Origin of the sequence: Streptomyces specialis (assembly GCF_001493375.1) — a bacterium.
In the GTDB taxonomy this organism is placed as follows: domain Bacteria; phylum Actinomycetota; class Actinomycetes; order Streptomycetales; family Streptomycetaceae; genus Streptomyces; species Streptomyces specialis.
Genome location: NZ_LN929893.1, coordinates 102,078 through 108,984, shown reverse-complemented (window position 1 = coordinate 108,984; position 6,907 = coordinate 102,078). Strand labels below are relative to the sequence as shown.

The 6,907-nt window shown below is 74.8% G+C and carries 8 protein-coding genes and 1 pseudogene; 5 read left to right on the top strand and 4 right to left on the bottom strand.

Features of this window, described 5'->3' with window-relative positions; translation table 11 throughout:
• Positions 1-74 precede the first annotated feature (74 nt).
• A pseudogene (locus tag BN2279_RS10215) lies at positions 75-458 on the top strand (Crp/Fnr family transcriptional regulator); the annotation flags it as partial.
• 26 nt (positions 459-484) lie between these two features.
• Here BN2279_RS10215 and BN2279_RS10210 read toward each other — a convergent pair.
• A complete protein-coding gene (locus BN2279_RS10210; RefSeq protein ID WP_079032049.1) occupies positions 485-1,066 on the bottom strand; it encodes a DUF6643 family protein in 582 nt (193 codons plus the stop codon).
• A 235-nt stretch (positions 1,067-1,301) separates the two neighbouring features.
• Between BN2279_RS10210 and BN2279_RS10205 the strand changes: the two genes are divergently transcribed.
• The 3 genes from BN2279_RS10205 to BN2279_RS10195 are packed head-to-tail and all read left to right on the top strand — an operon-like array spanning position 1,302 to position 3,913.
• A complete protein-coding gene (locus BN2279_RS10205; RefSeq protein WP_059008387.1) occupies positions 1,302-2,636 on the top strand; it encodes a TerD family protein in 1,335 nt (444 codons plus the stop codon).
• On the top strand, positions 2,633-3,412 hold the full coding sequence (locus tag BN2279_RS10200; protein ID WP_059008386.1) for a glutamate racemase: 780 nt from the start codon (positions 2,633-2,635) through the stop codon (positions 3,410-3,412). The genes BN2279_RS10205 and BN2279_RS10200 overlap by 4 nt, the downstream gene beginning before the upstream one ends.
• A gap of 9 nt (positions 3,413-3,421) precedes the next feature.
• Positions 3,422-3,913, top strand: coding sequence for an NUDIX hydrolase (locus BN2279_RS10195; RefSeq protein ID WP_059008385.1), 492 nt, complete (start codon positions 3,422-3,424; stop codon positions 3,911-3,913).
• 114 nt (positions 3,914-4,027) lie between these two features.
• Here the strand turns inward: BN2279_RS10195 and BN2279_RS10190 are convergent, their stop codons facing one another.
• Genes BN2279_RS10190 through dhaK form a run of 3 tightly spaced genes read right to left on the bottom strand, consistent with a single transcriptional unit; the run spans position 4,028 to position 6,067 of the window.
• The gene (locus tag BN2279_RS10190) at positions 4,028-4,438 is read right to left on the bottom strand and encodes a PTS-dependent dihydroxyacetone kinase phosphotransferase subunit DhaM (RefSeq protein WP_059008384.1); all 411 of its coding nucleotides are present in this window, start codon (positions 4,436-4,438) and stop codon (positions 4,028-4,030) included.
• Positions 4,431-5,063, bottom strand: coding sequence for a dihydroxyacetone kinase subunit DhaL (gene dhaL, locus BN2279_RS10185; protein ID WP_059008383.1), 633 nt, complete (start codon positions 5,061-5,063; stop codon positions 4,431-4,433). The genes BN2279_RS10190 and dhaL overlap by 8 nt, the downstream gene beginning before the upstream one ends.
• Positions 5,064-5,074: 11 nt before the next feature.
• The gene (gene dhaK, locus BN2279_RS10180) at positions 5,075-6,067 is read right to left on the bottom strand and encodes a dihydroxyacetone kinase subunit DhaK (RefSeq protein ID WP_059008382.1); all 993 of its coding nucleotides are present in this window, start codon (positions 6,065-6,067) and stop codon (positions 5,075-5,077) included.
• Positions 6,068-6,447: 380 nt separating this feature from the next.
• On the opposite strand from dhaK, the gene BN2279_RS10175 reads away from it, so the two are divergent.
• Positions 6,448-6,795, top strand: coding sequence for a VOC family protein (locus BN2279_RS10175; RefSeq protein WP_059008381.1), 348 nt, complete (start codon positions 6,448-6,450; stop codon positions 6,793-6,795).
• Positions 6,796-6,907 lie beyond the last annotated feature (112 nt).

Sequence of the window (6,907 nt, the reverse complement as noted above, 5' to 3'; positions counted from 1 at the left end):
TTTGTTCCACTGGACGTAAGTCGTCTGTGTCGTCAGTGTCCCATGCGTCGCCAGCTCCCGGTGTGTATCATAGTCAGACCCGTTACCTGCTGGCGCACCCCCGCGCCATCGCGGCCATCGGTCGCGCGTGCAACGCCCGCGGTGTCCATCCCGGCCACACGGAGATCGACGGCGTCCGCCTGCACGCCTGGCGCGGCATCCCCATCCTGCCCTGCGACAAGATCCCCGTGGCCGCCGACAACACCACCTCGGTGCTCGCCATGCGCACCGGCCAGGACGACCAGGGTGTCGTCGGCCTCCGTCAGACCGGCATCCCCGAGGAGTACGAACCCGGCCTCAACGTCCGCTTCATGGGCATCAACGAGCAGGCCGTGATCTCCTACCTGGTCAGCACCTACTTCTCGGCGGCCGTCCTCGTCCCCGACGCCCTCGGCATCCTGGAGGACGTGGAGATCTGACCGCCGCGACCTCCCGGCCGCCCCGCCTAGTAACCCGCCCCCTGCTCCTGCTGCCAGTAGCCGGGGGACGGGTACTGGTGCTGAGGGGCGGCCGGCTGCGTCTGGGGCTGCACCTGCGTGGGCGCCGGGTAGGGGGTCTGGCCCGGTGCCTGGCCCTGGTACCCGCCCGGCATCGGGCGCGGCGGCATCGGCCGGGGCGCGGCCGGGCGCATCTGCTGCGGCACGGGCGCCTGCGGGGCCTGCGGTCCCGGATAGGGCCGCGGCGCGGTCGCCTGCTGCGGGAAGTGCGGCGCGGGACCCTGGGGGTTCGCGCCGGGGAACTGCTGCCGTGCCGGTGCCGCCTGGTAGCCGGCGTAACCGGGCTGCTGGGCCTGCGGGAACGCGGGCTGCGGTTGCGGCTGCGACGGGCCGGAGGGCAGCGCGGGCAGGGCCGGAAGCGCGGGCTGCGGCGCGGGGGCGGACTGGTACGACAGCGAGTCGTAGGCGGCTGGGACCCGGATCGGCGCGATCTGCGGGGTTCCCCGCTCGGCCACCAGCCTGTCGTAGATCGGGGTGTCAGCGAACGGCGGCGACGAGTAGGCACTGCCGTAGGGGCGCGGGGACGTCATGGCCCATAAGGTAAGCCCACGATGTGGTTGTTGGGGAGACCGATCAGAAGGTCATTTCCGTGGCACCGTGGGCGTCGGGTGCCCAATTCGAAAGAATTCCGGAGAAATGGTCGATCGTCCTCCCGGTGATGTTGTATCAGGGGCCTGACCGGACGGACTTCGGCGGGGATGGCATAGTGGGCGATGTCCGCGAAACAGGCGGTGTGACGACGGCCGCCCCACGGAGGAACCCACGATGCTCAAAGGCTCGAATGTCCCGGTGCCCGCCCGGTCGGTCCGCGTCGAGATCGGCTGGAACACGGCCGCGGGAGTGCCGGACGTGGACGCCTCGGCGCTCCTGCTCGTGGGCGGGAGGGTCAGGTCCGACGGGGACTTCGTCTTCTACAACCAGCCCCGGCACGCCTCCGGCGCCGTGCGGTACGAGGGCAAGCAGCCGCAGGGCGGCGCCGTCGCCGACCGCCTGACCGTCGACCTGGCCGCCGTCGAGCCGGGCGTGGAGACCGTGGTCCTGGCCGCCTCCGCCGACGGCGGCACCTTCGGACAGGTTCCCGGGCTGCACGTGCGCCTGACCGATGCCGACAGCGGGGTCGAGGTCGCCCGCTTCAACAGCGAGGACGCCAGCACCGAGACCGCGTTCGTGCTGGGCGAGCTGTACCGGCGGCAGGGGGCCTGGAAGTTCCGCGCGGTGGGCCAGGGGTACGACTCCGGGCTGGCCGGTCTCGCCACCGACTTCGGGATCAGCGTGGACGAGGAGCCGCCGCCCGCGCCCGCCGCCCCCCCCCCCCCCCCCCCCGCCCCCCCCCCGCCCCCCCCCCCCCCCCCCCCACGCCCGCCGCCCGCCCCTGCGGCGCCCACGCCGCCCGGCACCCCGGCGTACCCGCCGCCCGCCGCCCCGGCCGCCCCGGCTCCCGCGCCCGGCGGCCCCGTGCGGCTGAGCAAGATCACGCTCACCAAGGAGTCCCCGCAGATCTCCCTGGCGAAGCAGGGCGCCACCTCCGGCCGCATGCGGGTCAACCTCAACTGGCAGGAGACCTCGGCCCAGAAGCAGGGCGGCTCCGGCTGGCGGGAACGGCTGGCCAAGGCCGTCTCCGGCGGCCTCGACCTGGACCTGTGCGCCCTGTTCGAGCTGTCGGACGGCCGCAAGGGCGTCGTCCAGGCGCTGGGCAACGCGTTCGGCTCCCTGCACCAGCCGCCCTACATCCACCTCGACGGCGACGACCGCACCGGCGCCGTCGCCCAGGGCGAGAACCTCACGGTCAACCTCGACCACACCCGCGACCTGAAGCGCGTCGTCATCTTCGTGACGATCTACTCGGGCGCCAGCAGCTTCCAGGACATCAGCGCGGTCGTCACCCTCACCCCCGAGCAGGGCGCGCCGATCGAGTTCTTCCTCGACGAGTGCACCGTGCCCTCCCCGGTCTGTGTCCTGGCGACCCTCACCAACCAGGGCGGCGAGCTGGTCGTCAACCGCGAGGCCCGGTACCTCATCCCGGACCGCGGCGTGAGCCCGCAGCGGACCGTCGACCACGCGTACGGCTTCGGCATGCAGTGGACCCCGGGCCGCAAATGAGGATCGCGCTGGTCGACTCGGGCCTCGGGCTGCTGGCCGCCGCCGCTGCGGTCCGGCGGCTGCGGCCCGACGCCTCCCTCGTCCTGTCGTCCGACCCGGACGGCATGCCCTGGGGCCCGCGCTCCCCGGAGGAGATCGCCGCCCGGGCGCTGGAGTGCGCCCGCGCCGCCGCCGCCGAGCGGCCCGACGCGCTGATCGTCGCCTGCAACACCGCCTCGGTGCACGCGCTGCCCACGCTCCGCGCCGCACTGGAGCCGGAGGTGCCGGTGATCGGCACGGTCCCGGCCGTCAAGCCGGCCGCCGCGTCCGGGACGCCGTTCGCCGTCTGGGCCACCCCGGCCACCACCGGCAGCCCGTACCAGCGGGGGCTGATCGAGGAGTTCGGCGCCGGGGCGCGGGCCGTGCCGGTGCCCTGTCACGGGCTCGCCGCCGCCGTGGAGCGCGCCGACGAGGCCGCCGTCGACGCGGCGGTCAAGGCGGCGGGCGACCTCACCCCGCCCGACACCGCCGCCGTGGTCCTCGGCTGCACGCACTACGAGCTGGTCGCCGCCCGGATCCGCGCCCACCTGGTCCAGGTGACGGGCGGCCCCGTCACGCTCCACGGCTCGGCCGACGCCGTCGCCGCCCAGGCGCTGCGCCGCATCGGCGCGACCGCCGACCCGGCGGCGCCCGCCACCGGGAGGCTGACGGTCTTCGCCAACGGCCGCCCGGCCGCCCTGCCCGACGCCGCCCTCTCCTACGCCGAGGGCCGTTTCCTGACGGCCGGGGCCGCGTAGCCCGCCGCCGTGGCCGTTCCCGACTTCATCCGCGACCTGCGCGGCAGCATCGGCCCCCGGCTGCTCTTCCTGCCGGGCGTCAGCGCGGTCGTCCTCGACGCCGACGGCCGCGCCCTGCTCAACCGCCGGGTCGACGACGGTCGCTGGTCGATCATCGGCGGCATCCCCGAGCCGGGCGAGCAGCCCGCCGACACCGCCGTCCGGGAGGTCTTCGAGGAGACGGCGGTGCGCTGCGTGCCCGACCGCCTGCTGCTCGTGCAGACCATGGACCCGGTGCGGTACCCCAACGGCGACCAGTGCCAGTTCCTCGACGTCTGTCTGCGCTGTCGCGCGGTCGGCGGTGAGGCGCGGGTCAACGACGACGAGTCCCTCGACGTCGGCTGGTTCCCCCTCGACGCGCGGCCCGCGCTGCCGGAGGCGGCCCTCGCCAGGATCGGGCTCGCGACCGCCGACCGGCCCGCCGCCTGGTTCCAGCCCGCCGCCCCGGCCCCGCCGGACTGACCACCCCGCCGGGGCGCGTCAGTTTTGTTTTTGTCAAAGAAGAAGCCGGCATCCGATATTTCTTCCTGTCTCGGGGGCTCGGAGAGGTGTAGAAGAGCCGGCGGCCGGGGCGCGTCAGAGCTTGCGGAAGCGGTACGCGTCCTCGGCCGCCGCCACGACGGACGCCAGGTCCGCGCCCGCCGACGCGCCGACCAGCGCCGCCACCGCGCCCTCCACGACCGGCGCGTCCGCCAGACGTGTGTCGCGCGGCAGCTCACCGTCCTCCGCCAGCATCGCCCGCACCGTGAGGACCGCGCTGCCCAGGTCCGCCACGACCACCACCCCGGCGCCCCGGTCCGCGCGGCGGACCGCGTCCGCGATCAGCTCGGAGCTGGTGCCCAGATCCCCGTCGGGCGTGCCGCCCGCGGCCGTCACGGGCGCCGTCTCCCCGCCGCCGGCCAGGGCCACCGCCAGGCGGGCCACGGACTCCGCGACCTCCCTGCTGTGGGAGACCAGCACGACCCCCACCAGCGCCCGGTCAGCCATCGGACACGCCTCCGGCCGCCGCCTCGGCCGCCGCCACCCGGGCCAGCGCGCCGAAGAGCAGCGCCGCCGACGCCGCGCCCGGGTCCATGTGCCCGACGCTGCGCTCGCCCAGGTAACTCGCCCGGCCCTTGCGCGCCCGCAGCGGCACGGTGTCCGCCGCGCCCCGCGCCGCCGCCGCCCCGGCCGCCGCGTAGTCCGGCAGCGCCTCGACCGCCGGGCGCACCGCGTCCAGCATCGTCTTGTCGCCGGGCGCGGCGCCGCCGAGCTGCGCCACCGCGTCCGCGCCGCCCCGCAGCGCGTCCCGCAGCTCGGTGTCCGCCACCCGTTCCGCGTCGCCCAGCGCCTTGCCCGCGCGCCGCAGCAGCGTCCCGTACAGCGGACCGGAGGCGCCGCCCACGGTCGATACCAGCGTCCGCCCGGCCAGCAGCAGCACCGCGCCGGGCGTGGTGCGGGGCTCCTTCTCCAGCGCGGCGACGACCGCGAGGGCGCCCCGGCGCATGTTGTTGCCGTGGTCGGCGTCGCCGATGGCCGAGTCCAGCTCCGTCAGCCGGTCCGCGTCCCGCTCGACGGCCCGCGCCGCCTCGGTGAGCCAGCGCCGGACGAAACCGGCGTCCCTGTGCGCCACCCGTGCTCCTCTCAGCGGCCCCACCGCAGCCCCGGCGTGCTCACCGGCGCGTCCCACAGCCGCAGCAGCTCCTCGTCCACCTGGCACAGCGTCACCGAAGCGCCCGCCATGTCGAGCGACGTCACGTAGTTGCCGACGAGCGTACGCGCCACCGCGATCCGCCGCTCGCGCAGCACGCGCCGCACCTCGGCGTTGAGGCCGTACAGCTCCAGCAGCGGGGTGCCGCCCATGCCGTTGACGAGGAGCAGCAGCGGGGCGTCCGGCCGCAGGTCGTCCAGCAGCACGTCCAGCGCGTAGTCGGCGAACTCGCCGGACGTCATGATCCGGCGCCGCTCCCGCCCCGGCTCGCCGTGGATGCCGATGCCCAGCTCCAGCTCGCCGGGCGGCAGGTCGAACGTCGGGCTGCCCTTGGCGGGGGTGGTCGGCGCGGCGAGGGCGACGCCGAAGCTGCGCGAGGAGTCCGCCACGCGCTGCGCGATCTCCGCGACCCGCGCCAGTGGCGCGCCCTCCTCGGCGGCGGCCCCGGCCATCTTCTCGACGAACAGCGTCCCGCCGGTGCCGCGCCGCCCGGCCGTGTGGAGGCTGTCGGTGACCGCGACGTCGTCCTGGACCAGCACCCGCGCCACCTCGATGCCCTCGTCGGCGGCGAGTTCGGTGGCCATGTCGAAGTTGAGCACGTCGCCGGTGTAGTTCTTCACGATGAACAGCACCCCGGCGCCGCTGTCGACCGCCGCCGCGGCCCGGACCATCTGGTCCGGAACGGGCGAGGTGAACACCTCCCCGGGGCAGGCGGCGTCGAGCATCCCCGGCCCGACGAACCCGCCGTGCAGCGGCTCGTGCCCGGAGCCGCCGCCCGAGACCAGCCCCACCTTCCCGGCGACGGGCGCGTCCCGCCGCACGATCACCCGGTTCTCGGCGTCCACCACCAGCTCGGGATGCGCGTCGGCCATCCCCCGCAGCGCGTCGGCGACGACCCGCTCCGGCACGTTGATCAGCATCTTCACAGCGGCTGTCCTCCTGAATACGGCTCGCTTCTCCGGTCTCCGGGCGAGGGTGCGGGTTGTGTGGGATGTGCGGTCGGGTGGCCCGGCGCCCGTCGCTCGCGGTGAACTACGGCTCGCTTCTCCGGGTCTCCGGGCGAGGGTGCGGGTTGTGTGGGATGTGCGGTCGGGTGGCCCGGCGCCCGTCGCTCGCGGTGATCTACGGCTCGCTTCTCCGGTCTCCGGGCGAGGGAAGGAGGTGCGCGGGTCGGTGGCCCGGCACCCGTGGGATCAGCGTACGGACCCGGTCGCGGATCGACAGCTCCGCGCGAGGCCGCGCGTTAGGGTCGGGCGGCAGTGGGTGCGGCGCGGAGCCGGATCCGTTCGCGCAAGGGAGTCGTGGGATGGCTGTTCGCCGTGTCGTGCCCAACATCCGGTCGCGGGCCCCGGGGGAGAGCCGGGAGTTCTACGGGCTGCTGGGGTTCGAGGAGGTCATGGACCACGGCTGGATCGTGACGCTCGCCTCCCCGACCGCCCCGGCGGCGCAGGTCAGCGTCATGACCGGTGACGCGACGGCGCCGGTCACGCCCGATCTGAGCGTGGAGGTGGACGACGTGGACGCCGCCTACGCGGTCATGCGGGCGCGCGGCGCGGAGATCGTGCACCCGCTGCGGGACGAGGAGTGGGGCGTGCGGCGGTTCTTCGTCCGTGACCCCGACGGCCGCGTGGTGAACGTGCTGGCCCACCGCTGAGCCCTCCCCGTACCCGCCTTGCTCTTCTACCCCTCCGACGCTTCCCACCACGAGGGTAGTGGACATCGCGAGTGTACGCGCTGCAGCGCAGACATAAACACAGCCAAGGACG